Annotated in this window: 17 protein-coding genes; 5 read left to right on the top strand and 12 right to left on the bottom strand. The window is 62.5% G+C overall.

Annotation, left to right across the window (positions count from 1 at the left end; translation table 11 throughout):
• The first annotated feature begins 293 nt into the window (after positions 1 to 293).
• From CO657_RS02825 to CO657_RS02815, 3 genes are all read left to right on the top strand, one after another.
• The gene (locus tag CO657_RS02825) at positions 294 to 902 is read left to right on the top strand and encodes a DUF6656 family protein (protein WP_054181450.1); all 609 of its coding nucleotides are present in this window, start codon (positions 294 to 296) and stop codon (positions 900 to 902) included.
• Positions 903 to 990: 88 nt separating this feature from the next.
• Entirely contained in the window at positions 991 to 1,965 is a 975-nt protein-coding gene (locus CO657_RS02820; protein WP_012556771.1) for an L-threonylcarbamoyladenylate synthase, read from the top strand.
• A gap of 34 nt (positions 1,966 to 1,999) precedes the next feature.
• Positions 2,000 to 3,436 carry an FAD-binding oxidoreductase gene (locus CO657_RS02815; RefSeq protein WP_054181449.1) on the top strand — a complete coding sequence of 479 codons (1,437 nt, stop codon included), beginning with the start codon at positions 2,000 to 2,002 and terminating at the stop codon, positions 3,434 to 3,436.
• Between the two features lie 179 nt (positions 3,437 to 3,615).
• On the opposite strand, the gene CO657_RS02810 is transcribed toward CO657_RS02815, so the two are convergent.
• The gene (locus CO657_RS02810; RefSeq protein ID WP_054181448.1) at positions 3,616 to 6,951 is read right to left on the bottom strand and encodes a DUF1217 domain-containing protein; all 3,336 of its coding nucleotides are present in this window, start codon (positions 6,949 to 6,951) and stop codon (positions 3,616 to 3,618) included.
• Positions 6,952 to 7,248: 297 nt separating this feature from the next.
• On the opposite strand from CO657_RS02810, the gene CO657_RS02805 reads away from it, so the two are divergent.
• Positions 7,249 to 7,815: a DUF6101 family protein gene (locus CO657_RS02805; RefSeq protein ID WP_012556768.1), complete on the top strand. Its 567-nt coding sequence runs from the start codon at positions 7,249 to 7,251 to the stop codon at positions 7,813 to 7,815.
• An 81-nt stretch (positions 7,816 to 7,896) separates the two neighbouring features.
• On the opposite strand, the gene ubiA is transcribed toward CO657_RS02805, so the two are convergent.
• From ubiA to CO657_RS02780, 5 genes are all read right to left on the bottom strand, one after another.
• Entirely contained in the window at positions 7,897 to 8,856 is a 960-nt protein-coding gene (ubiA, locus tag CO657_RS02800) for a 4-hydroxybenzoate octaprenyltransferase (protein WP_003588189.1), read from the bottom strand.
• A gap of 164 nt (positions 8,857 to 9,020) precedes the next feature.
• Positions 9,021 to 9,833: a MipA/OmpV family protein gene (locus CO657_RS02795; protein ID WP_054181447.1), complete on the bottom strand. Its 813-nt coding sequence runs from the start codon at positions 9,831 to 9,833 to the stop codon at positions 9,021 to 9,023.
• 172 nt (positions 9,834 to 10,005) lie between these two features.
• Positions 10,006 to 10,587, bottom strand: a complete 582-nt coding sequence (locus CO657_RS02790) for a histidine phosphatase family protein (protein WP_054181910.1) — start codon at positions 10,585 to 10,587, stop codon at positions 10,006 to 10,008.
• 35 nt (positions 10,588 to 10,622) lie between these two features.
• On the bottom strand, positions 10,623 to 11,882 hold the full coding sequence (locus CO657_RS02785; RefSeq protein WP_003588195.1) for a cyclopropane fatty acid synthase: 1,260 nt from the start codon (positions 11,880 to 11,882) through the stop codon (positions 10,623 to 10,625).
• Between the two features lie 133 nt (positions 11,883 to 12,015).
• Positions 12,016 to 14,325, bottom strand: coding sequence for a Tex family protein (locus CO657_RS02780; RefSeq protein WP_054181446.1), 2,310 nt, complete (start codon positions 14,323 to 14,325; stop codon positions 12,016 to 12,018).
• A gap of 426 nt (positions 14,326 to 14,751) precedes the next feature.
• Between CO657_RS02780 and glyS the strand changes: the two genes are divergently transcribed.
• On the top strand, positions 14,752 to 16,935 hold the full coding sequence (gene glyS / locus CO657_RS02775; protein WP_054181445.1) for a glycine--tRNA ligase subunit beta: 2,184 nt from the start codon (positions 14,752 to 14,754) through the stop codon (positions 16,933 to 16,935).
• A 364-nt stretch (positions 16,936 to 17,299) separates the two neighbouring features.
• Here glyS and CO657_RS02770 read toward each other — a convergent pair whose 3' ends face one another.
• The 6 genes from CO657_RS02770 to CO657_RS02745 all read right to left on the bottom strand — a co-directional run bounded on the left by CO657_RS02770 (position 17,300) and on the right by CO657_RS02745 (position 25,334).
• The gene (locus tag CO657_RS02770) at positions 17,300 to 19,120 is read right to left on the bottom strand and encodes a methyl-accepting chemotaxis protein (protein WP_054181444.1); all 1,821 of its coding nucleotides are present in this window, start codon (positions 19,118 to 19,120) and stop codon (positions 17,300 to 17,302) included.
• 432 nt (positions 19,121 to 19,552) lie between these two features.
• Entirely contained in the window at positions 19,553 to 20,014 is a 462-nt protein-coding gene (locus CO657_RS02765; protein ID WP_054181443.1) for a plant virulence effector HPE1-like domain-containing protein, read from the bottom strand.
• 93 nt (positions 20,015 to 20,107) lie between these two features.
• A complete protein-coding gene (purD, locus tag CO657_RS02760; protein ID WP_054181442.1) occupies positions 20,108 to 21,391 on the bottom strand; it encodes a phosphoribosylamine--glycine ligase in 1,284 nt (427 codons plus the stop codon).
• Between the two features lie 65 nt (positions 21,392 to 21,456).
• A complete protein-coding gene (locus CO657_RS02755; RefSeq protein ID WP_054181441.1) occupies positions 21,457 to 23,391 on the bottom strand; it encodes a DUF2207 domain-containing protein in 1,935 nt (644 codons plus the stop codon).
• Positions 23,392 to 23,427: 36 nt separating this feature from the next.
• Complete coding sequence (gene aroA, locus CO657_RS02750; RefSeq protein WP_054181440.1) at positions 23,428 to 24,699, bottom strand: 3-phosphoshikimate 1-carboxyvinyltransferase; 1,272 nt, start codon at positions 24,697 to 24,699, stop codon at positions 23,428 to 23,430.
• 83 nt (positions 24,700 to 24,782) lie between these two features.
• Entirely contained in the window at positions 24,783 to 25,334 is a 552-nt protein-coding gene (locus CO657_RS02745) for a LemA family protein (protein WP_054181439.1), read from the bottom strand.
• Positions 25,335 to 25,360 lie beyond the last annotated feature (26 nt).

The raw sequence follows: 25,360 nt of genomic DNA, 5'->3' as shown, positions 1-25,360 counted from the left end.
GCTGGCTGCCGCTCGGTTGTAATGCGACATCGGCTTCGAAATTGACGACAGGATGCAAGCGGCTCGTCCCGGTCGATCGCATCTCCCGACTATGCAGCAATTATCGTCAATTGCGACATGGCGTAAAGACCCGTTGCGCAAAGAGGTAAGCCGGCCGGCATAGATGTCCGTCGCGTTTGCGACATCTGTCGGCATTTGCTTTTTGGCCGGCCGGCTGCCGGGTGATTTTAACACCGCCTTAAGCATACCGCCCTATCCTGTTGTTGATTCAGACCGACCGAAGAACGCGAACCATGGCCAAACTCCGTTATTTCGACGCGAAAGATGCAAGCAGATCGCAGGAGCCGCAGCTGGTTGCCGCGCATTCCGAATTCCTGCGAACCGGCCGCATCCCCCGCGAACGGCGGCACTGGCTGGCCGAGGAAAAGCGCTATTTCACCCATGACGAGGTCGCCGCCAAAACCGGCCGCAAGCTGCAGGTGGCCGGCGAGAAGACGCATCAGCACATCAACGGCTTTCACCACTCGATCCAGTTTCCGAAGATCATCTTCCACCGGACGCTGGAGGACAGCCCGCATCTCGGCTATTGCCACGTCACCGCGGCACGGACGAAATTCGCTCACTACGAAGAGGTCAGCTGGGCCTTCTACATCGCCAATTTCTATTCCGACATCGGCGAGAACGACAACTTCTTCGAACGGATCGATGTCGGTTATTCCCGCATGTATTTCGCCGTCGCCATCAAAGCCGGCGAAAATTCCCAGGATAAGATGACCATCGACCGGTCGGTGCGCGGCAACGGCCTGCTGTTCCGCACCCATGATCCGCAGGCGGCGATCCGCAACATCCTGCTGCTCGGCGCCCGCAACGAACAGCTGCGCGAAATCATCCGCCAGCTGTGACGCGCACCGATGGGTGAGGTCAACAACGCGATTGATCGCAGGCAGCGGAAAGCCTAATGACTGCCGGGACCAAAGCATCGGGCAGCACATGGCACGCATCATCGATATAGAGGCAGACAGGCGGGCAGCACTTGAGGCGGCCTCAGCCGCTCTTGCCGACGGCTTTGCCATCGCCATCCCCACCGAAACCGTCTACGGCCTTGCTGCCGACGCCACCAATCCGGCGGCCATCACCCGCATCTACGAGACCAAGGGCCGGCCGCGTTTCAACCCGCTGATCTGCCATATGGCCGATCTTGCCATGGCCGAAGAACATGCCGAATTCGACCCCGTCTCCAGGGCGCTCGCCGCAGCCTTCTGGCCCGGCCCGCTAACGCTGGTGCTGCCGCTGAAACCGCAAAGCCCGATCCATTCGCTGGCAACCGCCGGGCTCGACAGCGTCGGCGTGCGCGTGCCGAAAGGTTTTGCGGGCGCGTTGATCGGCGCCTTCGGGCGGCCGCTCGCAGCCCCGAGCGCCAATACGTCTGGCGCAATCAGCGCGACGAGTGCGGCCCATGTCGAGGCCGATCTCGGCGCGAAGGTCCCGTTGATCCTCGATGCGGGGCCAAGCACCGTCGGTGTCGAATCGACGATCGTCAAGGTGGAGGGCGACCGGGTGAGGCTGCTGCGGCCCGGCGGCCTGGCAGCGCGCGAGATCGAGCGTGTCGCAGGCCGGCCGCTGCTCAGGGCGAAAACGGCGTCGGCGGCGATCGAAGCGCCTGGTATGCTTGCCTCGCACTATGCGCCGGGCGCCGCCGTGCGGCTCAATGCGACGGCGGTCGAACCCGGCGAAGCGCTGATCGCCTTTGGCGGGGCTGCCGTCTCCGGCACAAACGGCGCCCGGATCGTGCTTGATCTCAGCCCGCGCGGCGACCTTGCCGAGGCGGCGGCCAATCTTTTCGACTATATGAAGCGGGCCGATGCCAGCGGGGCTTCGAGCATCGCCTTCTCGGCCATTCCCGAAGAGGGGCTCGGCGAAGCGATCAACGACCGCCTGCAGCGGGCGGCGGCGCCGCGCGACTGACAGACACGATCAAATCGACCGAGGACCGACCCCGATGAGCAGCACCGGCATTTCCACCGAACTTCTCGACCGTTTCGCAGCCATCGTCGGCGATAAATACGCGCTTCGGGGCGAGGCCGATCTTGCGCCGCATCTGGTCGAAAACCGCGGCCTCTATCATGGCTCCTCCCCTCTCCTGCTGAAACCCGGCTCGGTCGAGGACGTCTCGGCTATCATGAAGCTTGCGACGGAGACCGGGACGGCGATCGTGCCGCAGACCGGCAATACCGGCCTTGTCGGCGGCCAGACGCCGCGCGCCGGCAAGTCCGATATCATCCTGTCGCTCGAGCGCATGAACCGGATCCGCGATGTCGATCCGGTGGCGAACGTGCTGGTCGCCGATGGCGGCGCCATTCTCGCCGATGTCCAGAAGGCGGCCGAGGCGCATGGGCAGCTGTTTCCGCTGTCGCTCGGCTCCGAGGGCTCCTGCCGCATCGGCGGCAACCTTTCCACCAATGCCGGCGGCACGGCGGTGCTGGCCTACGGCAATATGCGCCAGCTCTGCCTCGGCCTCGAAGTGGTGCTGCCGACCGGCGAGATCTGGGACGGCCTGCGCCGCCTGAAGAAGGACAATACCGGCTACGACCTGCGCGACCTTTTCATCGGCGCCGAAGGCACGCTCGGCATCATCACCGGCGCGGTGCTGAAGCTGTTTCCCCAGCCGCTCGGCCATCAAGTGGCATTCGCCGGCCTGAATTCGGTCGAGGACGCGCTTGGTCTCTTCAACCTTGCCTCCAGCCTCTGCGGCACCTCGCTCACCGGTTTCGAGCTGATGCCGCGTTTCGGCGTCGAAATCACCACGCGCCATATCGATGGCGTGCGCGATCCGCTGCAAGCGGCCTATCCCTGGTATGTGCTGATCGACATTTCGACATCGGATTCCGCCGAAACGGCGGAGCGGATGATGAACGGCGTGCTCGAACAGGGTTTTGCGGCCGGACTGGTGCTCGATGCGGCGATTGCCTCATCGGTGGCGCAGCAGCAGGCGATCTGGCACATGCGCGAGAGCATGTCGGATGCCCAGAAGCCCGAAGGCGGGTCGATCAAACACGATGTTTCCGTGCCGGTGTCGCGGATCGCGCACTTCATGGCCGAGGCCGCCGAAGCGGTTCTGGCGGCAATGCCCGGAGCCCGCATCTGCGCCTTCGGCCATATGGGCGACGGCAATATCCATTATAATATTTCCCAGCCGGTCGGTGCCGACAAGGCCGCCTTCATCGGCCGCTGGCGCGAAATGAACCATATCGTCCATGGGCTGGTGCTGGCGCATGGCGGCTCGATCTCGGCCGAACACGGCATCGGCCAGCTGAAGCGCGACGAGCTTGCGGCAATCCGCCCGGCAATCGAAATCGAACTGATGCGCCGCATCAAGCGCGCCTTCGATCCGGCAAATATTATGAACCCGGGAAAGGTGGTCAGCCTCGAGATTTGAGGGTGACGGTTGGGGGCAGCCCCTCATCCGCCTGCCGGCACCTTCTCCCCGTAAACGGGGCGAAGGGGACAAGCCGCTACCTCTCCGTCCCTCGCCAACGTAGCGCAGGGCACGTCCCCTCGCCCCGTTTTTACGGGAGAGGGTTAGGGTGAGGGGCAATCTTAAAGCGTGAAGAGCAATTAAGACGACTGGGTGCCGCCGCCGGTCAGGATTTGTAGCGCCGGCGATTGCTGGGTGCTGTTCTGGACGTCGTACATGGCGGTGAAGCGGCGCAGCAGTTTGTCGACCTTCTTCGGATCCTGGAGATCCTCGAGCTTGACGAAGCGGTTGAGGAGGTCGGCCTGTTTGGTGACATCCATGCCCGACATCTGCGAGGGCAGGCTGTAGGCTGTGGTGACGACCTGATAGAGCGCCTTGTCGCCGAGGATCGAATAGATCGAGGTGATGCTCGGGGCCTTGCGGCTGAAATAGAGCGCCAGGCGCACACCATCATTGCTTTCGCCCTGCTGGGCTTCCATCGTCTGCTGGACGTAGAGCTCCTGGGTGTGCTCCTCGGCGGCCTTGTTCTGGATGGTGCCCATCTTGGCGCGGGTGAGATTGCCGTCCTTGTCGAAGTTGAAGGCGGCAACAATATCCTGGAAGCGCGCATCGGCCTTGGCGTTCAGGTAGCTCTTCTTGTCGTCGGGATCGGAGGTGAAGATCTTCTTCAGCGTCGCCTTGTCGTAATCCTTCGGGTCGAGATTGTTGGCTTTCAGCACCAGATCCGTCAGGCGGCTGTCGTCGAGGAAATCGTCGAGGGATTTTACCTTGGCCATGCCCTTGGCGAAATAATCGACTTCGGTGGTCGCGTCCTTCGATGCCTTGTCCTTCACCGGGCCGGCCTTCAGCAGCATGGTCATATGCGCCTTGTAGTCGGTGGCGTATTTGGCCAGAGTCGCGTCGGGCAGCGCCTGGAAGGGTGACGCCGCCTTGCCGTCCGGGCCGAAATTGAAGGCGCGGGCCATATTGGTGATGCGTTCGTCCTTCAGCGAGGCGATATAGCCGTTCGGATCATAGGCATCGCTCGTCAGGATCTTGCGCATCATCGAGCGCGGCACGTCCTGCTCGGTCAGGCCGAAGGCCTGCAACGCCACATGATAGGGGTCCGGCAGATTGTCGTTGCTCTTCTTGAAATCGGCCGTGGCATTGGTGCGCATGAAATCATTGACGGATTTGATCTCGGCCGTGTCGAGCAGGCTGGTGCTGTCGGCCATCATGCTCGAGTAGTTGGAGGCAACCTCGTCGATCGCCTCTTCGCGCTCGTCGTCATAGCGCGCCATATAGTTGTCATTGGTGGTCTGGGCCTGATCCGCCGTCTGGACGGAGCTGACGACCGGCAGCGATCCATCGGCGGCGAAGTTGAAATCGGCGTTGAGATCGGCATAACCGGCGGCCGAGGCAGCCGTCGCATCGGTCAGGTAGCTCTTCAGGTCGGCGTTCGAAATGTTCAACGGCAGATTATAGGTGCTCTTCAGGAAATTGGTGATGGCGGGATCGGCGATGAGATCGTCGACATTGGCAATCGTCGCCATCCGGGCGGAATAATCGTCGGTGCGCGCTCCGGCGGCAAATTTCGTGTTGCGGATCTGGGTGTCCGTCTGCGCCGCCAGGCCGTCCTTGAGAGAGCCGTCGGCCTTGAAATTGAAGGCGGCGGCGACGTCGGCATAGGTGCCGGTACCGCTCTGATCGGTCAGGATGCCGCGAAGGGCGACGTCGGTCACGGTGGACGGGATGCCGAAGGCGTTGCGCACGAAATTGTTGAGCTTCTGGTCCGATAGCAGCTGATCGACATTGGCGATGCCGGCGATGGTCGCCTGGTAATAGACGGCAGCATTGTCGGCCTTGCTTGATGTGCTGGCACTTTGCGCGGCGGTCTGCGAGGCGTAGAGGGTGGCGACAGAACCGTCGGTCTTGAAATTGAAGAGATCGTGGACGTCGCTATAGCCCTGGGCGCTGGCGGCGGCGGGATCGACGAGGAAGGTCCTCAACGTCGCATCGGAGACGCTGTCGGCGACCTGCATGCTGGTTCTGAGATAGCTGACCGCAACGGGATCGGACATGATGTCGTCGACACTGGTGACACTGTCGATCATGGCGTTGAAGTGGGCCGCGTTCGCTGCCGATTTGTCGGTGGTCGACTTGCGCTGCGTGTCCGTCTGGATCACCGACCCGTTGATCGATCCATCCGCCTGGAAGTTGAAATCGGCATTGAGATCGGCATGGCCTTGCGCGGCGGCATAGGCGGAGTCGGTCAGGATGTTCTTCAGATCGGCATTGCTGAAACCGGTGCCGAGACCATAGGCATCCTTGATATAGCGCGCCATGTTTCCGTCGGCGAGCAGGGCGTCGACATTGGTGATGCTGCTCGATTGCGAGGTCACCTTATAGTAGTTGGCGGTCTGCGATGCGGCCGACGACAGCTTGTTTGCCTGATCGAGCGTCCGGACGCGCGCCGTGCTCGAGGTCGAACCGTCGGACTTGAAGTTGAAGGCGTTGTAGACATTGGTAAAGCCCATCAGCTGGGCATAACCGGGATCGGTCAGGACCGTGCGCAGTGCTGCCGCGGTGAAATCGGCGCCCATGCTGTAGGCCGTCTTGATGTAGGAAGTCAGACGTTTGTCGGCGACCAGATCGTCGACATTGGTGATCGTGCCGATCTTGGCGGTATAATAGGCCTGGTTATAGTCGGCCGCCGTCTTGTTGACGTAGACGACGTCGGAACCGACCGAATTGTCGATGATGACCGACTGGGAGTTCAGCGTGTAGGTCTCGATGACCGAAGCCTTCTGGGCCGCTGTCTGAGCCGTGCCGGTGACTGTGCCGTCGGCGTTGAAGCTGAACTGGGCGGCAAGCGCCTTGTACTTGTCGCCGCCTTGCGTGTTGACGACGCTCGTGGGGTCGCTCAGATCGCTCGTCAGCACCTGGCGCAGAAAATCCTTCGACGCATAGGTGGGATCGATGTTGAAGGTCTTCAGCACGTAGGTGCGAAGCCTCGTATTGTTGACCAGATCGTCGACGGTCGTCACGCTGTCGATATTGTTGCCGTAATAAGTGCTCTCGGCAGTCGTCGCCTTGTCGGCATCGATGAAGGACTGCTTGTAGAGGCCGATCAGATCGTCCTCCTGCGCGTCCGTCTGCACGTCCTTCTCGGGCGCATTGAAATTGAAGGCGGACGCGAATTCGCGATAGCGCGTATCGGAGAGCTTGTTGGCGTAGCTGTTGGGGTCGGTGAGATCGCTTTCCAGCACCTTCTTCATGAAGGCCTTGGCATAGGTCATGTCCTCGAGACCATAGGCCTTCATCGCATAGCTGTAGAGCTTGTAATCGCCGAGGAAGTCGTCGACCGAGGTGACCTTGTTGATATGGTCGGCGTAGTATTCGGCGTCCTTCTTGACCGTCGCCTGCGACGCCACCTTGTTCAGGCTCGACGTCATATCCTTCGACAGGATCGTGTAAGCGAGGGAGGCCGTAATCATCAAATGCGCCCTTTTCGGCAAAATCTCTAAAAGAACGAACTGCTGGTAAGCATATTTTGCCACGAAAAACTTACCTGAGCCTTACCTCAGGATGCATCACTTCAGCACAGCTTGGCGTTCACCTTCCGGAAACCCTGCGGGATTCGGTTTTGATAACCATCAGAGGACGCAAAGTTTTCTTAACCGCAATTTTTAAGCTGTACGGAACGGCAGGCCCCTATTGTCGGCCATAGAGGACGAAAAGTCCCAAGGAGAAGACCGGAAATCGGCTCTCAGGTAAGACAAGGGTAGAATGACATGAACAATCCCGTAATGAAGCCCGCCTGGGCTGGCACGACGTTACGCCTCGATCCGTCCCGCTTTCCGCAGCAGGTCAGCTACGCCATCCATGATTGTTCGGATGACGTGAATATCACCATAGACGAACGCGGCGCGGTCCTGCGCAAGGTCCTCCCCTCCAGCGGCCTGCCGCTCTCGATTGCGCTGCCGAAGCGCGTCTTCCAAGGTGTCGCCGCCCGCGCCATCGACCATGGCGACGGCGAGGTTACCGTCACCCTCGAACTGCATCATGCCGATCCGGAACTCTGCATTCCGCTGCTCGTCGCCCATGATCTCAGCGATATCGCAGCCGACTGGCGCGGCTGGTCGGAAGCCTTCCGCATTCCGATGCTGATGGTCGAGGCCGACGGCGTCGCCCGGCCGCTCGAAGACCATATCGGCGGCTTGCGCACCAGCGATCTCAAGCCGCGCCGCCGCCATTCCTACTTCGCCAACCGCCGCCCGCGCTTCCTCGTGCGCCGCACCACCGGCCGGCTCGGCGTCGCCATGAAGATCGAAGGCAAGGAAATCATCGCCCGTAACTGAGCGATTTCGCGACACTTCGTTTTCGCACACATTTGAAACCCGGCGCCCGCGCCGGGTTTGTCGTTTCGCTCGTCGCTCCATTCAGGGAATGGCGAAAAGCAGCGAGACGAAGAGGCCGAAGAAGATGATCAGGCCGACGCGATTGTTCGACTTGAAAAGCGCCAGGCATTGGGCGGCATCATTGATATCGAGCCGAACGATCTGCCAGGCGAACATGCCGGCGGCGCCGAACAGGGCCAGGAAAGCGATCAGATTGGCGCCGGCAAGCGCGAAAGCGGCAAACATCAGCACCAGCGTCAGCCCATAGAGGCCGATCAGCCATACCCGCGTCCTGTCGCCGAACAGGCGCGCGGTGGAACGGACGCCGATCAGCTCGTCGTCCTCCTTGTCCTGATGGGCGTAAATCGTGTCGTAACCGATCGTCCAGGCGACCGAGGCGGCATAAAGCAGGACGGCGGCGAAGGAGAGCCCGCCCAAAATGCCGGCCCAGCCCATCAGCGCGCCCCAGGAGAAGGCAAGTCCCAGGTAGAATTGCGGCCAGTCGGTGAAGCGTTTGGCGTAGGGATAAAGCGCGACGATGCCGAGCGAGAGCACGCCGAGGAAGACCGTGAACCAGTTGAACTGCAAGAGCACGAAAAGCCCGACGAGGGCCTGCAGGCCGATGAAGATCTTCGCGTGGGCGCGCGTGACGCGGCCGGAGGGAAGCGGACGCGAGCGCGTGCGCGCCACTTCCATGTCGATCTCGTGGTCGACGAGATCGTTATAGGTGCAGCCGGCGCCACGCATGGCGACGGCGCCGATGAAATAGAGCAAAAGGTGGGACACCAGCAGGCTGCCGGAATAGAGCCCCTCGCCGATCGCCGCATTGGCGGCAAGGGTTGCCGACCAGAAACACGGCCACATCAGCAACTGCCAGCCGATCGGCCGATCCCATCGCGCCAGCTGTGCGTAGGGCCACAGCCATGGCGGCAGGATCCGATAGACCCAGTTATCGGAAGGTGCGTCGGAAACGCGATCGTTGAAGTCGCCGGTATCTTGCATGCCGCCATCTAGCGACCGGCCGGCGATCCGGTCAAGAAGCGATCTCTCTGTCTCATGGATGTCGTTATCCCGGAACCGCTACGCACTTCCGGGCGACATGCGTTGGAGTTGATGCATGTCGTTATCCCGGAACCGCTGCACACTTCCGGGCGACATGCATTGGATCACTGCAGGGAGAAATTGAACTTGTAGGTCGCCGAGACGCCGATCAGCACCTGGTTCTTCGAGCCGCGGTCACGCACCAGGCTGCTGTCGGCGGCGGGACCGGCCAGCCGCTTATATTCGAGGAAAGAGCTTGCCGAGAGATTTTCGGTCGCCTTCCACGTCAGGGCCGCGCCGGCGCCATAAGACTGCATGCCCGCCGTCGGCTTGTAAGGATCAAGGCCGCTTTCGGCGGCGTGCTTGGCGCTGACGCCGTAATAGGCATCGTAATAGCCCCTTGTCGCAAATGTCGCGCGCGGGCCGCCCGACAGCTGCAAGTCGGGCGCGATATCGGTGAAGGCATCGATCGCGAGATCGGCGACAACGCCGTCATGGGAGCGGATGCCCTGGCGGACTTCGGCGCGGGCGCGCAGGAAATTCGTGGGGTAGACTTCGACGAAGCCGCCGGCCTCAGCCCCCCATTTGACCTTTCTCAAGCCCTTCAGCTCATGGCCGTCGCCGTCGTCACGCGACGGCACGAACTTGCCGACGATGCCGGCGCGGAAGGCGCCCTTGTCGATCAGGGCGAAGGAGGGGTTGTCGTTGCGCGAGGAAAAGCGCGGGCCGGCGCCTTGGCGACCGACCGAAATCAGCGGGCTGAACTTGAATTCATTGTGCGACGAGCCTTCGAATTTCGGCGCCGAGAAGCCGGCGACGCCGACGTTCAGATACCAGTCGCCCGACCAGAAATGCTGGCCGCTTTCCTGCGCCGCCGCTGAACCGAAAGATAAAAAGGCAATAGCCAAAGAGATCGATACGACTGATCGATGAGACACGTCCGCACTCCAGAAAACGCAAAAACAAAGCCGCGGAGAGCGGCGACAGTTACATTTATCGCGAGGTCGTTACCCCAATGTTAACCACGGGGAACAAAGGGAGCGAATGAAAGTGGTGCCACACGGCTGATGGCATCTGCTATCGAATTCCGCAAACCCACCCCCAGATGCCCTATCTCTGGTTCCACCGGCGAATGACCGGCTCCGTCAGATCGTGTTCATAACCAAGCACGCTGATAGAAGCGGTATCGAGCACGAAATGCGCGCCGCCTTCGGGCGGCAGGCCGAGCCAGCGGGCGGCGAGCACGCGCAGGAAATGCGAGCTGGAGAAAACCAGGATGGGGGCCGCCGCCTCGCGAAGCGCGTGGATGATGGCGTCTGCGCGGGCGCCGACATCGGCGGCGGTTTCGCCGTGCGGGCAGCCGTCGCGAAAGAGCTGCCATCCCGGGCGCTCAGCCAGGATCGCCTTGGTGGTCACGCCCTCATAGGCGCCATAGTCCCATTCGGCGAGATCGTCGCGGATCACTGCACCCGATCCGAAGCCGGCGAGCGCGCAGGTCTTGCGGGCCCGCGCCGACGGGCTCGACCAGACGGCCGAGCAAGAAAGACCTGAAAGCCGATCGGCGAGCTTGCTGGCGGCGGCCTCGCCGTTCCCCGTCAGCGGAATATCGCTGCGGCCGGTATGGCGCCCGGACAGGCTCCATTCGGTTTCGCCGTGCCGAACCAGGTAGATCTCGGGAAACGCACTGCTCATCGGCATGTCCTTTTATCACGTCCGGTTGCTGCCGCTCAGAACGTCACCTTTTCCAGCGGTGCGCGCCTCGCCTCGAATTCCTTCAGCCTGGCCTCGTTACGGGCGATGTAATTGCGGTTGTCGGGAACGGTGAACTGGTTCTTGGCGATCTGGATCTGCAGGATGAAGAGTTCGTCCCAGCGGAAGCCCATTTCCGAGCCGGCCAGGTAGAATTCCCACATGCGGAAGAACTGCTCGTCGTAAAGCGCCACCGCTTCGGCCTTGCGCGCCACGAAGCGCTCGCGCCAGTGACGCAGCGTATAGGCATAATGCAACGGGAGGATTTCGACATCCCTGACCAGGAGCCCGGCCTTTTCGAGCGGCGGCAAGACTTCGCCGACGGAAGGGATGTAACCGCCGGGGAAAATATACTTCTCGATGAAGGCATTGGTACCGAAACTCGGCTTCGGGCGGCCGATCGAATGCAGCACCATGACGCCGTTGTCGTCGAGCAGATCCGACACCTTGCGGAAGAAATTGGGGTAATTGCCGATCCCGACATGCTCGAACATGCCGACCGAAACGATGCGGTCGAATTTCCTGCCCGTCAGGGTGCGGTAATCCTGCAGCTCGAAACGCACGCGCTCGGCAAGGCCGCGCTTTTCAGCACGGCTGCGGGAAACCTTGAGCTGCTCTTCGCTCAGCGTAATGCCGGTGAATTCGGCGCCTTCGGTCGCCTCCGTCAGATACATGCCCATGCCGCCCCAGCCGGAGCCGATCTCGAGGATGCGCTGGTTCGGCTCAAGCAGCAGCTTGGCGGCGATATGGCGTTTCTTGGCGAGCTGCGCCTCGTCGAGCCCGATGCCCGGCGGTTCGAAATAGGCGCAGGAATATTGCCAGTCCTCATCGAGGAAGAGATCGAACAGCTTGGCCGACAGGTCGTAATGATGGGCGACATTGTGCTTGTTGCGATTAACCGGCACGCGGCTCTTCAACTGCTGCCAAGCAATACGGCCGACGAGCAGTGCCGCCATCTTGAAATCGAAGATTTCATTGGTGGTGTTCTGTTTCACCAGCGACAGGAAATCGTAGATGTTGCCCTGTTCGAGAATGAACCGGCCCTGCATGTACATCTCGCCGAGCTTCATCGTCGGGTCGCGCCGGATGGCGTCCTCGGCCTCCTGATCGGCAAGGCGGGCGGCGACCATGTCGCCGGTGTCGTCGCCGATCATGTAGGTGTCGCCATTGGCAAGGGTAAGTTTCAACGAACCCTTGCGGATGATTTGCTGGACGATCGAAAGGAAAGCCGACGCCATGGACGCCTCGCAAATGTGACAGGATGGTCACATCAACTTAATAACTCTCCTTCGCCTTACAAGCGCCGGATTTAGCACTCCGTTCAGAACGTTGCCAAACTGTTGCATTTTTGCCGAAATACCGGCTAAACCCTTATTTTCGCTTCATCGCCTCAGCCAGCGCTGCGCCAAAAGCACCCTGGCTCTCCGGCTTGGGAGCGGCAGGCCGGCGCTCGTTCTGCGGTCGCGAGCCCTGGTTTCCGCGAGAATCACCACGCGGCGGCGGCGCTGTCGAACCGTCGTCGCGCTTCATCGAAAGAGCGATGCGCTTGCGCTTGGCGTCGACCTCGACGACCCGCACCTTGACGACATCGCCCGCCTTGACCACCTCGTGCGGATCCTTGACGAAGCGGTCGGCAAGCTGGGAGACATGCACCAGACCATCCTGGTGCACGCCGATATCGACGAAGGCGCCGAAGGCGGCGACGTTGGTCACCGTGCCCTCCAGCATCATGCCGGGCTTGAGGTCGGAAATTTCGTTGACGCCCTCGGCGAAGGTGGCGGTCTTGAAGCTTGGGCGCGGGTCGCGACCGGGCTTTTCCAGTTCCGAGATGATGTCCCTGACGGTCGGCAGACCGAATTTCTCGTCGATAAACTGGCGCGGATCGACCGATTTCAGCATGGCGCTGTCGCCCATCAATGCGCGCAGATCACGGCCGCAGGCGGCGACGATCTTCTTGGCGACGCCATAGGCCTCCGGGTGGACGGAGGAGGCGTCGAGCGGCTCCTTGCCGTTCGGGATGCGCAGGAAGCCGGCGCATTGCTCGAAGGTGCGGCCGCCGAGGCGGGCAACCTTCAACAGATCGCGGCGCGTCTCGAAACGGCCCTCGCTGTCGCGGTGGCGGACGATGGCGTCGGCGATCGAGGGGCCAAGGCCGGAGACGCGGGAGAGCAGCGGCGCCGAGGCGGTATTGAGATCGACGCCGACGGCGTTCACTGCGTCTTCGACCACGGCATCGAGCGATCGCGACAGCTTCTGCTGGTCGACATCGTGCTGATACTGGCCGACGCCGATCGACTTCGGTTCGATCTTGACCAGTTCGGCGAGCGGATCCTGCAGGCGCCGGGCGATGGAGACGGCGCCGCGCAGCGAGACGTCGAGATCGGGAAACTCGGCCGCTGCGGTCGCCGAGGCGGAATAGACCGAGGCGCCGGCTTCCGAGACGATCACCTTGGTTGGCTTCGGCGCCGGCAGTTCGGCCAGCATGTCGGCCACCAGCTTTTCGGTTTCGCGGCTGCCGGTGCCGTTGCCGATCGAGATCAGTTCGACATTGTGCTTGCGGATCAGCGATGCGAGCTCGATCTGGGCGCCGCGCACGTCGTTCCTCGGCTGGAAGGGATAGACGGTCGAGGTGGCCACGACCTTGCCGGTGCCGTCGACGACGGCGACCTTGACGCCGGTGCGGATGCCGGGATCGAGGCCCATGGTGGCGCGCGAGCCGGCGGGGGCGGCCAGCAGCAGATCCTTGAGATTGCGGGCGAAGACATGGATCGCCTCCTCTTCGGCCCTCTCGCGCAGCTCCCGCATCAGGTCGAGCGACAGCGACATGGAAAGCTTGACGCGCCAGGTCCAGCTGGCGACCTCCATCAGCCAGCGGTCGCCGGGCCGGCTCGCGCCGATCTCATAGGCCACAGCGATCATCCGTTCGACCGGCTTGTTCGGCGAGGCGGTCTCGGCGTCGGCTTCGATCGTCAGCGTCAGCACCTCTTCGTTCCAGCCGCGCAGCATGGCGAGCGCGCGGTGGCCGGGGGCGGTCGCCCAGCGTTCGGAATGGTCGAAATAATCGGAGAACTTCTCGCCCGTCGCCTGCTTGCCGTCGACGACCTTGGCCTTCAGCAGTGACGCCTGGCGCATATGGGCGCGCAATCGGCCGAGCAGATCGGCATTTTCGGCAATGCCTTCGGCGATGATGTCGCGCGCCCCTTCGAGCGCCGTCTTCACATCAGGCACGTCAGCCGTGACGAAGCCTTCGGCGAGCGCCGCCGGCTCCCGGCCGCGCTCGGCAAGGATCGCCTCGGCAAGCGGCCCGAGGCCGCGTTCGCGGGCGATTTCGGCGCGGGTGCGGCGCTTCGGTTTGTAGGGCAGGTAGAGGTCTTCGAGCTCGGCCTTGGTTTCGGCGCCGCCCACCTTCCCCATCAGCTCGTCGGTCATCTTGCCCTGGCCGGTGATCGATTCGACGATCGCGGCGCGCCTCGCCTCGAGCTCGCGCAGATAAACCAGCCGTTCGGCGAGATTGCGCAGCTGCGTATCGTCAAGCCCGCCCGTCACTTCCTTGCGGTAGCGCGCGATGAAGGGCACAGTGGCGCCCTCGTCGAGCAGCTCGATTGCGGCTTTGGCCTGGTCGGGACGGGCGTTGATTTCGGCCGAGATGCGGGCTGCGAGAAAACGGAGGTCAGCGGCCATAGGGTTTCCTGGGGATTTCCTGTTTCGACGAAAGTTGCGGGACCATAGCGGCGAAAAGCGGCAAGGCAATGCCCGACTGTGGTTTCCACAACGGAAGTTGAGTGATTGGGGATCGGCAGACGTGTTGCCGTGTGGCCCCCTCATCTGCCTGCCGGCATTTCTCCCCGAGGGGAGAAGGGACATGCCGCACTGGTTTCCTCTATCACAACGGCAGCGGCAAGAATGGGTCGCTGCCGCACCTCCCCTTCTACCCATCGGGGAGAAGGTGCTCGGCAGGGCGGATGAGGGGGCCACGCGGCACAACGCCTACCCACCATCCACCCTTCGCGCTCCGCCGTTTTTGCGGTTGTGCAGATGCGGCATTCTTTGATAGCAGAAGCAACGTTTTTGGATCGCCCTGCCCGCGGGCGCAAGGAAAAGAGTGACATGCCAAACCTTCTTCTCGAACTTCGCTCCGAAGAGATTCCGGCCCGCATGCAGCGCAAGGCTGCCGGCGACCTGAAGAAGCTCGTCACCGATGCGCTTGTCGAAGCGGGTCTTTCCTATGAGGGCGCCCGCGAATACTGGACGCCGCGGCGTCTGGCGCTCGACATTCACGGGTTGACGGCGCGCTCGGCCGACGTGCGCGAGGAGCGCAAAGGCCCGCGCACCGACGCCAATGAGATGGCGATCGAAGGCTTTTTGCGCGGCGCCGGCCTTTCGTCGGTCTCCGAGGCACAGGTGGTCAGCGATCCGAAGAAGGGCGATTTCTACGTCGCGGTGATTTCCAAACCCGGCCGCGCTGCCGAAGAGATCGTCGCAGAAGTGATGCCTGGCATCATCCGCGATTTTCCCTGGCCGAAGTCGATGCGCTGGGGCAAGGCCTCCTCCAAGCCCGGGGCGATGCGCTGGGTGCGGCCGCTGCAATCAATCGTCTGCACCTTCGGCCCGGAGCATGAAGAGACCGTTGTCATCCCCTTCGAGATCGACGGCATCACCGCCTCCAACATCACCTATGGCCATCGTTTCCACGCGCCCGAGGCGATCACCGTCCGCCGTTTCGACGATTATGCGGCAAACCTCGAGAAGGCCAAGGTCATCCTCGACGCCGAGCGGCGCAAGGACATCATCCTGCACGACGCCCGCGACATCGCCTTCGCCAACGGGCTCGAACTGGTGGAGGACGAGGGCCTGCTGGAGGAAGTCTCCGGCCTCGTGGAATGGCCGCAGGTGCTGATGGGTTCTTTCGAGGAAGATTATCTGTCGATCCCCTCCGAGATCATCCGACTGACCATCAAGACCAACCAGAAGTGCTTCGTCACCCGCAAGCAGGGCGAGGAAACGCTGTCGAACAAGTTCATCCTGGTTTCCAATATCCAGGCGCATGACGGCGGCAAGGAAATCGTCCACGGCAACGGCAAGGTGGTGCGAGCCCGGCTTTCGGATGCGCTGCATTTCTGGAAGCGCGACCAGGGCGACCTGCCGGATCCGGAGACGCTGACGGCGTCGGCGGCAAAATTCGGTCTCGACCTGAAGAAGCCACTCGACCAGCGCATGGCCAAGCTCGACGCGCTTGACGTGACCTTCCATGCCAAGCTCGGCACGCAGGGCGCACGCGTCGCCCGCATCCGCGCGCTGGCGGAGGAACTGGCAAGGATCACCGGCGCAGATGCCGCCCTCACCGATCGCGCCGCGGTACTTGCCAAGGCCGATCTGCGCACCGAAGCGGTCGGCGAATTCCCCGAGCTGCAGGGCCTGATGGGCCGCAAATATGCGGGGCTGCAGGGCGAGAACGCCTCGGTCGCCGCCGCGATCGAGGACCACTACAAGCCGCAAGGTCCGTCGGACCGCGTTCCCGCCGACAAGGTCGCGATCACCGTCGCGCTCGCCGACAAGCTGGACACGCTCATCGGCTTCTGGGCGATCGGCGAAAAGCCGACGGGTTCGAAGGACCCCTTTGCGCTGCGGCGTGCCGCCCTCGGCGTCGTCAGGATCCTGCTGGAGCGCAATGTCAGGCTGCCGCTGCTGACGATCATGAGCCGGACGTTGCTGCTCGCCAAGACAGGCGGCGACACCGTGTTTGCATTCGCAGGCGATCCGGCCGAGACTTTCTTCGACATCCTCTCCTTCTTCCACGACCGCCTCAAGGTCTATCTGCGCGACCAGGGCGCCCGCCACGATCTGATCGACGCGGTGCTGACTTCAGATGCCGACGACCTGTTGATGGTCGCGCGCCGCGTCGAAGCGCTGACGGCCTTCATCACCTCGGAAGACGGCAAGAACCTGCTTGCCGGCACCAAGCGCGCCACGCAGCTGCTCGCCGCCGAGGAGAAAAAGGGCACCGTGATCGCCGATGCCGTTTCACCGGCGCTGCTGAAACTCGACGCCGAGAAGGAGCTGTTCGCGGCGATTTCAGGCGCATCGAAAGAAGCGGCCGATGCCGTCGCCAGCGAAGATTTCCGCTCGGCAATGGCCGCCCTTTCCAAGCTGCGCGGCCCGGTCGACCGCTTCTTCGAAGACGTGCTCGTCAACGACGAGGACGCCGCCATTCGCGCCAACCGCCTGGCTCTGCTGCGGCTGATCCGCGAAGCGACGGGAACGGTGGCGGATTTCTCGAAGATCTCGGGGTGAGAGCCGGTTTTGGCCGGGTGCATGAGGGTGACGGAGTGCTTACGGCCGTGGGTCCTCGGGTCAAGCCCGAGGACGACAGAGGGTGGGGGAATGCATGCTGCAAGAACCGCAAGCGTAGCGGTTTTGTTGGAATTGCCGCCATTTGTTTAGAGTCTTCCCGCCCGCGCATTTTGCTGGAATTCCTCCAAACGTCTCGCCTCCTGCCGATCGCGTCCCCCACTCTCCGTCATATTCGGGCTTGACCCGAGTATCCATGCCGCGGGCGCCTCGCTTGCTTTGTTCGGCTGCGGCCGCCTTCCAAAACAGCACGGCCGCCGGAAACCGGCGGCCGCACAGGCTCTGGTGATGGAACTCGCGGGGCCGTTTAAGCGGCGCGGCGTCCCTGCATGGCCGGAGCCAAGCCGGCACTGCCGACGCGGAAGCCGCGGATCAGATTGATCAACTCGTCGGTGTCGCTGGCCAACGTTTCGGCCGATGCCGTGGTTTCCTCGGCCATGGCGGCGTTCTGCTGGGTGGCGGCGTCGAGCTGGTTCATCGACGACGAGATCGAGCGCAGCGTCGTGTCCTGTTCGGAGGCACTGTGGGCGATCTTGGCGACGATCTCGTTGGCAGCCTTGATCTGGTCGGAGATGCGCTTCAGCGCCTCGCCTGCCTCGCCGACCAGGCGGACGCCGTGCTCGACCTGGCTGGAGGAGCGGGCGATCTGGTCCTTGATCTCCTTGGCCGCGGCGGCGGAGCGCTGGGCGAGTTCGCGCACTTCCTGGGCGACGACGGCAAACCCCTTGCCGGAATCACCGGCGCGGGCCGCCTCGACGCCGGCATTCAGCGCCAGGAGGTTGGTCTGGAAGGCGATTTCGTCGATGACGCCGATGATCTTGGTGATTTCCGACGACGACTTCTCGATGCCGCTCATCGCCTCGATCGCCTGACCGACGATCGCATCGCTGTGGGTGGCCTCGTTGCTGACCGAGTGGACGCGTTTGCTCGCCTCATGGGCGCCATCGGCCGTCTGGCGGACGGCGACGGTGAGTTCGTCGAGGGCTGCCGAGGTTTCCTCGAGGCTTGCCGCCTGGCGCTCGGTGCGCTGCGACAGCTCGTTGGAGGCGCGGCGGATTTCTTCCTTGCTGGTGCCGATGTCGGTGCCCTTGGCGCTGACCTTGGCCATGGCGGCTTCGAGATGCGACAGCGCATCGTTGAAGTTGTCGCGCAGGGCAGCATATTTCTGGCCGAGATCGGCGCAGCGGACAGTCAGATCCCCGCGGGCGATCATCTCCAGCGCCTGGCCGATCGTCGCCACCACACGGGCCTGGAGCGCCGTCTCGTCCTGCTGCTGGCGCTGATTGTTTTCGCGCTCGTTTTCCAGCGCCAGCTGCTGGGCCGCCTCGCGATCCGACATCGCATGGCGTTCGCGGATCTTTTCCTGCAGCGACTGCGTCGCCTTGGCCATCATCCCGACTTCGTTGTTCATGCCGGTATGCGGAATGGCGATGGAAACGTCCTCTTCGGCCACAGCCTTCAGGGCGGCATGGACGTTGTTGAGAGGGCCGGAAATGCCGCGGATGACGAGATAAGCGGCCGCAATAGCCAGGAAGAACAGTATGATGCTGCCGGACAGGGCGGTCAGGATCGTGCTGTTAATCTGGGCATCGAGATCCTCCATGTAGACGCCGGTGACGACCACGACCTTCCAGGGGTCGAAGGCCTGCGCATAGGCCGTCTTACGAAAATCGCCGGCCGGCTGGCCCGGCTTGGCTGTGGAATAATATTCGACGAGACCGCCGCCCTGCTGCCCGAGCCTGACCAGCTCTTCGCGATAGAGCTTACCTTTGCTGTCCGGCTGCCCCTTGTTGACCTGCCCGATTTTCGAGGCATCAAAGTGGAACATCATCTGGATGTCGTAGCTATAGCCGAAGAAATAGCCATCGGGATCGTATTTCATCGCGTTGACGGTGGCGTAGGCCTGCTTCTGCGCCTCTTCGAGCGTCATTTCGCCCGCGGTGACCTTGGCCTGGTAAAGCTTGAGAACGGAGACCGCCGACTGAACTTCGGCGCGGAGCATGTCATAACGCTCCTTGTAGATCGCATCGACCGACGAGCGGATCTGCAGGGATGTGGCGACCGCGAAGGCGATCATCAGGCCGACGACCAGCAGGATGAGCTGCTTGGATATTTTCAGATTTTTCATGACGCCTCGCAACGGGAACGGTGTGTGCAGTCCGGTGCGGTTTCCTACCGCCTGTGCGAGCGCGCCAAAACGGCGACGCATCTACCGCTGCTCAAACAACATGCTGCGACCGGCGATGAACAATTGAGGCTCACCCAATAAGAAAGCTTTAATTTTATTATAAATGCCATGAATTTCCCTAAAATTTCAGGGGTCGCGCCCGAAGCAAACCCGTCGGATTTTCACCGATAGCTGGGTCTCAACTGTTTAACGTTCTTAAGATTTATTTTCCGCCATCCGGAGGCAAACCGCCCTCGGTATCACCCACAAAAGAGAATGCACCCCCGCTTCTCTTCGGGGGTGCATTCGGTCCACCCGAGGTGGAACCCCAAGCGATCGAAACCTTGATCGGGCAGGGGCAGGGAACTTTAACTTGCGCTTGCTGAAATTGCTTCAGAACCGCAGCTTGAATTCGGAAACGTTCAGGGCTGCCGATTGTTCCGCCATGCCGGCCACAACGGGCTTGGCATCGCCGCCGATAACGGCTGCGGTCGTCGCGCTCATATCGATGCCATCCGCGGATGGGGCTGAAGGCGCGGCGGCGATCATCGCTTCCGGGGTCGCCTTGCTGACGAAGACGACGGGCGAGCCGCCCATCCAGCCTTCGGTGCGATAGATCTTCTTTTCACCGCCGACATCGCGGACTTCACTCGCCTGGAGGACACCGGGCTTCAGCTCCGGTACCGTGTAGTCCTTCTTGATGAGTTCTGCCTGGAGCGGCGGGCAAGCGGCACAGCTTTCGGTGACGATGCTGCCGTCAGCCGGCGCCGCGGTCTTGCCGATCACCTCGATGGAGGAGGCCATCGCCGAACCTGCCATCAGCAGGACTGCCGCACCGAGGAAAATCTGACGCATCAATGCACCTCCGTCTCACTATGAGAGCGGTATAGCGCAGCTTTGTTTCCATCCCGTCAGGGGAAAGGGTAAAAATTTAAAGAACGCGGCGGTTTATACTATGTCCGAGCCTGTTTCACGCTCGATCGCCCGCCAGCCGATGTCGCGCCTGGAGAAGCCGTTTTCCCATCTGACCCTGTCGAGCAGCGCGTAGGCGCGGTCCTTGGCCTCGGCGACCGTGCCGCCTGACGCGGTGACGTTCAGCACGCGGCCACCGGTCGCAACCAGCGCGCCGTCCTTCAGGCCCGTGCCGGCATGAAACACCTTCTCCCCCTCGCCTGCCTCAGGCAGGGAGAGGATCGGCGTGTTTTTCTCGTAGGCGGCGGGATAGCCCTTCGAGGCCATGACCACCGTCAGGGCCGGATCGTCGCTCCATTCGGCGCTGACCTGATCAAGCGTGCCGTTGGCGGTGGCGAGCAGCAGCGGCAGCAGATCGCTCTTCAGCCGCATCATCATCACCTGACATTCGGGATCGCCGAAGCGGACATTGTATTCGATCAGCTCCGGCCCCTTGCTGGTGATCATCAGCCCGGCGAAAAACACGCCGGAGAAGGGATGGCCGCTCTCGGCCATGCCGCGCATCGTCGGCTCGATGATCTCCTTCATGGTGCGTTCGACCATTTCGGCGGTCATCACGGGCGCCGGCGAATAGGCGCCCATGCCGCCGGTATTGACGCCGGTATCGCCCTCGCCCACCCGCTTGTGATCCTGGGCGGTTGCGAGCGGCAGCGCATTCTTCCCATCGCAGAGGCAGAAGAAGCTCGCCTCCTCGCCGTCGAGATAGGCTTCGACGACGACTTCGGCGCCGGCCGCGCCAAAGGCGCCTTCGAAACAGCCATCGACGGCGGCCAAAGCTTCATCCAGCGTCATCGCCACCGTCACGCCCTTGCCGGCGGCAAGGCCGTCGGCCTTGACGACGATCGGCGCGCCCTGATCGCGAATATAGGCTTTGGCCTTCGGCGCATTGTTGAAGCGCTGATAGGCCCCTGTCGGAATGCCGTAGCGGGCGCAGATATCCTTGGTGAAGCCCTTGGAGCCCTCGAGTTGGGCGGCGGCTGCCGAGGGTCCGAAAACCACAAGGCCATCGGCGCGCAGCCGGTCGGCAAGGCCGGCCACCAGCGGCGCCTCGGGGCCGACGACGACGAAATCGATCGCCTTGTCCTTACAGAAGGCGGCGACCGCTTCATGATCCTCGATGTTGACGGGCACGAGCACGGCGTGTTCGCCAATGCCGGGATTGCCGGGCGCGGCGTAGAATTCCGTCATCAACGGCGATTGCGACAGCTTCCAGGCGAGCGCATGCTCGCGTCCGCCCGATCCGATCAACAGAACCTTCATGCGCCACCCTTTCCTTTTGCCTCTGGCGGTTAAGGGCCAAGGGGCGAAAGGTCAAGCGGGAAAGCTTACCAGCCCCCGCCTCCCCCGCCTCCACCGCCGCCGCCGGACGAACCGCCGCCGGAAAAACCGGAGGACGAGCTCGACGGCGGCGGTGAGGGTATGGTCGAGGCGATGGTCGAGGCCATCGACGAGGAAAAGCCGCCGACGCGGTCGGAGAAACTGCCGCTGTTGAAATTGCCGGAATACCAGGCGGGCGCATAGGCGGCGGCCGCACCGGCCGCGGCTGCCGCAAGCCAAGTCTCGAAGGTGCGCGACCAGGGTTTCTCGACACCGAGCGCCACGGCGTAGGGCAGCAGCGTCTCGAAATGCTGCGGCGACATTTCAGGCGCGCCTGCCGTGTTCATCCGGTCTTTTTCGGCCAGCGTCAGATATTGGCGCAGGCCGTCTATACCGTCCATCATCCGGGCGCCAAGCGGCGTCGGCGCGCCCATGATGAAGAAATAGAGGATGTTGAGCAGCACGATGCCGCCGACGGCAAAGAGCATCGGCGTTTCGTGCAGCTGCACCAGCGACGAGGCAAGCGCCAGGACGACGACGGCCAGAATGCTGATGCCGACGAAAACGCCGACCGCCGTGGCGATGATGGCGACGATCTTGCCGAACAGCGAGTTGCCGCGATGCATCGACCTCATGAAACCCGCGAAGAAGACAGCAACGAAAACCGAGATCGCCGTCGGGACCAGCATCAGCGCGATCGTGTCCGGCTGCAGCGAGCCGAAAACGAACAGCGCCACCAAGGCGGCGGCGCTGAGCGCGATGCCGCCGGTGGTGTAGCCGATGTTGGAATTGTAATATTTGCCGCGATGCTCTTTCTCGATCGCCGACCGGAAGCTCTGGCCGACGGACTTCACCCGCTCGCCATTGGCCTTGTCGATCGTCAGCGTCGCGCCGGCGCCGCCGGCGACCCTCAGCAATTCGGCCTCGCCGGCCTGGAATTTCTCCTTGCCGAGCGGTTTGCCGGTGCCGCGGATGACGATCGAATTCTTCAGGTCTTCGAGCTTGACGTAACCGCGCACCGCAAGATTGAGCGCGGTTGAAGCAAGCGCCGTCCAACCCCCGCCGGAAAATCCCTTATTGTCGATGTAGTTGACCAGCGCCGGCGAGATGCCGTCAGGCGCGTCCCAGCGCGGCACGACGACGCCGCGGGCGGGATCGCGGCCGACCTTCAGCCATGATCTGAGATAATAAGCGAAAACCAGGATCAAGCCGCCGAAGCCGATGAAATAATTGCGGTTGTCCTTGAGCCACCATGTGCTTTCCATATCCGCGCTCGGCGGATCGATCGACCCCTTCGGCATGCGGACTGCGAAAGTCAGCCCTTCGTTGGCATCGAGCGGCGCAGTGGTGGCGAAGACAAGGCCGGCCCCTGTCTCGCTGACGCGGGCGTTCTTTCCCGTCGCACCCTGCGGGCCGGTGAAAAACGTCGTCTCGGTGGCGGTGACACCCGGTGGCAGCGTCACCGTTGCCGTCGCCGAGCGGATCGGGAAGATCCAGCCATTGCCGGTGACGTTCCAGTAGAGTTCGTCATGATCGTCGAAATAGCGGATCTGCCGGTTGGTCTTGTAGGTGAAGACGTAGCGGTGACGGCCCGGCGTCACCGACACATCGGCGGAACCGGCATAGATGCGGATGCCGCCGGAAATCGATTCCGTGTGCCATGGCTCGTCCTCGCCGTCGCGGGTGACCGACACCATGTCGAAATCGACGCTGCGGCGACGGCCTTCGGCATCGGTGAAATAGAGCGGGAAGTCACGGAAGATGCCGTGATTGATCCGGTTGCCCTCGGCATTGACGGTGATCGTCTCCGCCACCGTCATCGCGCCGCTCCTTTCCAGCTGGATGGCGGAGGCAAAATTGTCGATGACCTCGGCGGCGAAGGCCGCCGGGGCGGCCAGCATCAAGAGCAGAGCCAAACAAAATCCGAAAAACCGACGTTCCATCCCTGTCTCCCCGCCGGCAGCCTCGGCTGCTTCTCCTCAACCCTTGTCTTGATATGTCACGCCGAGGGCGGCGAGCGTCCGCCAATAGGCGGGGAAGGTCTTGCCGACGCAATCGGGATCGAGAATGGTGATGCCGTCGATCTTCAGGCCGGCGAGCGCGAAGCTCATCGCGATGCGATGATCGGCGAAACTGTCGATCTCGGCCGGCAAATGTTGGCCGGCGAGATCAGGATCGGAATGGACGATCAGATCGTCACCCTCCTCGACGGCCAGGCCTTCGCGGATATTGTTGAGCCCGGTGGAAAGCGCCCGGATGCGATCGCATTCTTTGACGCGCAGGTTGGCGATTCCGACGAAGCGAACCGGCGTTTCGTTGAAGGCGGCGAGCACGGCGATGGTCGGAATGGCGTCCTGCATCTGCGAGCCGTCGATTTCGCCTGGCAGATGCGGGAATTGGGCGATCGTCTCATAGGCCTTGGCATCCGGCTGAGTGAAGGCGTCGTTCGGCACACCAAGGTCGATCTTGCCGCCGGTCAGCACTTCGGCCGCCCAGAGATAGGTCGCGGCAGACGCATCCGGCTCGATGACGAAGTCGGCTGCGGTGTAGCCGGTCGGCTTGACACGCCAGGTCGCGGCATCGAGCTGTTTCACCTCGGCGCCGAAGGTCTCCATGGCGGCAAGGGTGAGATCGACATAACCGCGGGCGCCGATCTCGGCGCCGGCAAGCGCAACGGTCACAGGCGCATTGGCGCCCTGCTTGGCAAGCGGAGCAGCCATCAGAAGGGCCGAAACATACTGGCTGGAGAGACCGGCATCGATCTCGACGCGGCCCGAAGCAAAGTGCCCATTGCCGTGCACGGTCACCGGCGGGCAGCCGGTCGGCGCCTCAGCATCCAATCCAAGTGACTTGAGTGCTGCGACCAGCGGGCCGATCGGCCGCTTGCGCATGTGCTCGTCTCCATCCACGACAACCGTGCCTTCGACCGAGGCCACCGCAGCCGTCAGAAAGCGCGTCGCCGTGCCGGCATTGCCGAGAAAGAGCGGGACTTTCGGCGGAAGAAGCTTACCGCTGCCTGTCACCACGAAAGTCGTGTCATCGGGCTCGTCGATCTGCACACCCATCGCCCTGAGAGCATCGGCCATATATTTCGTGTCGTCGCTCTTCAAAGCGCCGGTCAGCCGGCTCGTGCCTTTGGCAAGGCCGGCGAGCAGCAGCGCGCGGTTGGTGATCGACTTTGAGCCCGGCGGCATGGCCCGGCCCGAAAGCGGCTTGCCCGGCGGGATGATGGTGAGCTTGCCTTTACTCATTTCGCTTGTCTCTTCTGTCCATTGCAGCCGCCGCAAACGGCCATGTCGCACTGCTCATACCAGCTTTTGTGCAAAGACAAAGGTCAGAACTTAACCGACGGTACGGCGCGATCGGCCTCGTTGGTGATTTCAAAGTATTCCCGCTTGGCAAAACCGAACTGGCCGGCGACGAGATTGGAGGGGAAGCTTTCGACCTTGACGTTCAGATCGCGCGCCGCCCCATTGTAATAACGCCGCGCCATCTGCAGCTCGCCTTCCATGGTTTCGAGCGAAGCCTGCAGCTCGGCGAAATTCTGGTTGGCCTTGAGATCGGGATAGGCTTCGGCGAGCGCGATGACCCGACCGAGGGCCTGACCGAGCAGCCCCTCCGCCTGCGCCCTGCCCGCAACATCGCCCGATGGCACCGCCTGCGCCTTGTTGCGAAGCGCAACCACCTCTTCGAGTGTCGACTTTTCATGGGCGGCATAGCCCTTGACTGTCTCGATCAGGTTCGGGATCAGGTCGGCGCGGCGCTTCAGTTGCACATCGATGCCCGACCAGGCTTCCTCCGCCATCTGCCGGGAGCGAACAAGGCCGTTGTAGATGAAGACGACATAGAGTGCGACCAAAACGATGACGCCAAGCGCAATATACATCGCGAATCCCCCTGCAACGAAGTAAT

This window comes from Rhizobium acidisoli (genome assembly GCF_002531755.2).
Taxonomy (GTDB): Bacteria; Pseudomonadota; Alphaproteobacteria; order Rhizobiales; family Rhizobiaceae; genus Rhizobium; species Rhizobium acidisoli.
Note: the sequence above shows the minus strand (reverse complement) of the source record. Positions and strands in the feature narration are given on the sequence as shown.

What these genes read in the sequence shown, in the direction of transcription:
- aroA (WP_054181440.1), bottom strand. Translation starts at nt 24,699, where the DNA reads ATGAGTAAAGGCAAGCTCACCATCATCCCGCCGGGCAAGCCGCTTTCG.
- CO657_RS02745 (WP_054181439.1), bottom strand. Translation starts at nt 25,334, where the DNA reads ATGTATATTGCGCTTGGCGTCATCGTTTTGGTCGCACTCTATGTCGTC.
- CO657_RS02805 (WP_012556768.1), top strand. Translation starts at nt 7,249, where the DNA reads ATGAACAATCCCGTAATGAAGCCCGCCTGGGCTGGCACGACGTTACGC.
- glyS (WP_054181445.1), top strand. Translation starts at nt 14,752, where the DNA reads ATGCCAAACCTTCTTCTCGAACTTCGCTCCGAAGAGATTCCGGCCCGC.
- ubiA (WP_003588189.1), bottom strand. Translation starts at nt 8,856, where the DNA reads ATGCAAGATACCGGCGACTTCAACGATCGCGTTTCCGACGCACCTTCC.
- CO657_RS02820 (WP_012556771.1), top strand. Translation starts at nt 991, where the DNA reads ATGGCACGCATCATCGATATAGAGGCAGACAGGCGGGCAGCACTTGAG.
- CO657_RS02780 (WP_054181446.1), bottom strand. Translation starts at nt 14,325, where the DNA reads ATGGCCGCTGACCTCCGTTTTCTCGCAGCCCGCATCTCGGCCGAAATC.
- CO657_RS02765 (WP_054181443.1), bottom strand. Translation starts at nt 20,014, where the DNA reads ATGCGTCAGATTTTCCTCGGTGCGGCAGTCCTGCTGATGGCAGGTTCG.
- CO657_RS02770 (WP_054181444.1), bottom strand. Translation starts at nt 19,120, where the DNA reads ATGAAAAATCTGAAAATATCCAAGCAGCTCATCCTGCTGGTCGTCGGC.
- CO657_RS02755 (WP_054181441.1), bottom strand. Translation starts at nt 23,391, where the DNA reads ATGGAACGTCGGTTTTTCGGATTTTGTTTGGCTCTGCTCTTGATGCTG.
- CO657_RS02790 (WP_054181910.1), bottom strand. Translation starts at nt 10,587, where the DNA reads ATGAGCAGTGCGTTTCCCGAGATCTACCTGGTTCGGCACGGCGAAACC.
- CO657_RS02810 (WP_054181448.1), bottom strand. Translation starts at nt 6,951, where the DNA reads ATGATTACGGCCTCCCTCGCTTACACGATCCTGTCGAAGGATATGACG.
- CO657_RS02815 (WP_054181449.1), top strand. Translation starts at nt 2,000, where the DNA reads ATGAGCAGCACCGGCATTTCCACCGAACTTCTCGACCGTTTCGCAGCC.
- CO657_RS02825 (WP_054181450.1), top strand. Translation starts at nt 294, where the DNA reads ATGGCCAAACTCCGTTATTTCGACGCGAAAGATGCAAGCAGATCGCAG.
- CO657_RS02785 (WP_003588195.1), bottom strand. Translation starts at nt 11,882, where the DNA reads ATGGCGTCGGCTTTCCTTTCGATCGTCCAGCAAATCATCCGCAAGGGT.
- purD (WP_054181442.1), bottom strand. Translation starts at nt 21,391, where the DNA reads ATGAAGGTTCTGTTGATCGGATCGGGCGGACGCGAGCATGCGCTCGCC.